This window comes from Streptomyces sp. NPDC019937, assembly GCF_040631655.1.
GTDB lineage: Bacteria > Actinomycetota > Actinomycetes > Streptomycetales > Streptomycetaceae > Streptomyces.
In genome coordinates this window covers 1-1011 of the sequence record NZ_JBEYAL010000120.1, presented here as the reverse complement: position 1 = coordinate 1011, position 1011 = coordinate 1, and the positions used below count along the sequence as shown (strand labels likewise).

General features: G+C 67.0%; 1 protein-coding gene. It reads right to left on the bottom strand.

From position 1 onward, the window contains the following. Positions 1-1011, bottom strand: a 1011-nt coding sequence (locus ABZ562_RS41120) for a beta-ketoacyl synthase N-terminal-like domain-containing protein (protein ID WP_361490584.1), incomplete at both ends; no start/stop codon positions are given.

The following is a 1011-nucleotide window of genomic DNA, read 5'->3' as shown; positions in this document are numbered from 1 at the left end:
CTCCCACACCGTCTCCAACAACAACCGCTGCTGCGCATCAGTCGCCAACGCCTCACGCGGACTCATCCCAAAAAACGCCGCATCAAACTCACCCGGGTCCTGGAGGAAGCCACCCGAATGGGTCGAGGACGTGCCCGGATGACCGGGATCCGGGTGGTAAAGCCTCCCCAGGTCCCAGCCCCGGTCAGCGGGGAAATCGCCAATCGCGTCCGCCCCTGCCATCACCAGCTGCCACAACTGTTCCGGAGACGACACTCCGCCCGGGTACCGGCAAGCCATCCCCACGATCACCACCGGATCATCCGCGACCGACGGCAGCGCAGCAACTGGCGGCGACACACCCGTATCCGACCCCACCAACTCATCAAACAGATGCTCCACGAGGGCCTGAGCAGTCGGGTAGTCGAACACCAGCGTCGCCGGAAGCCGCAACCCTGTCGCCGCACTCAGCCCGTCACGCAGCTCCACACCCATCAACGAGTCGAACCCGAGATCACGGAACGCGTGGGCGGGGTCCACCACCGTGGCACTCTCGTGCCCCAGCACCGCCGCGACCTGATTTCGCACCAGATCCAGCAACACCTCCCGCTGCACAAGCCCGGTGGACACAATCCGTCCGGCCGTACGGCGCGTACGGATCAGTCCGCGCAACAGCGGCGGCACCTCACCACGAGCCCGCAGCGCCGACAGATCCAGCCGCACCGGGAACATCACGGGATCCTCAGCCCCCACCGTGGCGTCGAACAGCGCCACACCCTGCTCGGTGGACAGGGGCGGGAATCCCGAGCGGTGCATCCGCTCCCGATCGGCGGCGCTCAGCTCACCGACCATGCCGTCAGGCTGATCCCACGGCCCCCACGCCAACGACACACCCGGCAGACCCCGATCACGCCGGTACCGCACCAACGCATCCAGGAACGCATTCCCCGCCGCATAACTCCCCTGACCCGCACTGCCCAACGTCCCCGCCGCGGAGGAGAACACCACGAACGCAGACAGATCCATGCCCTG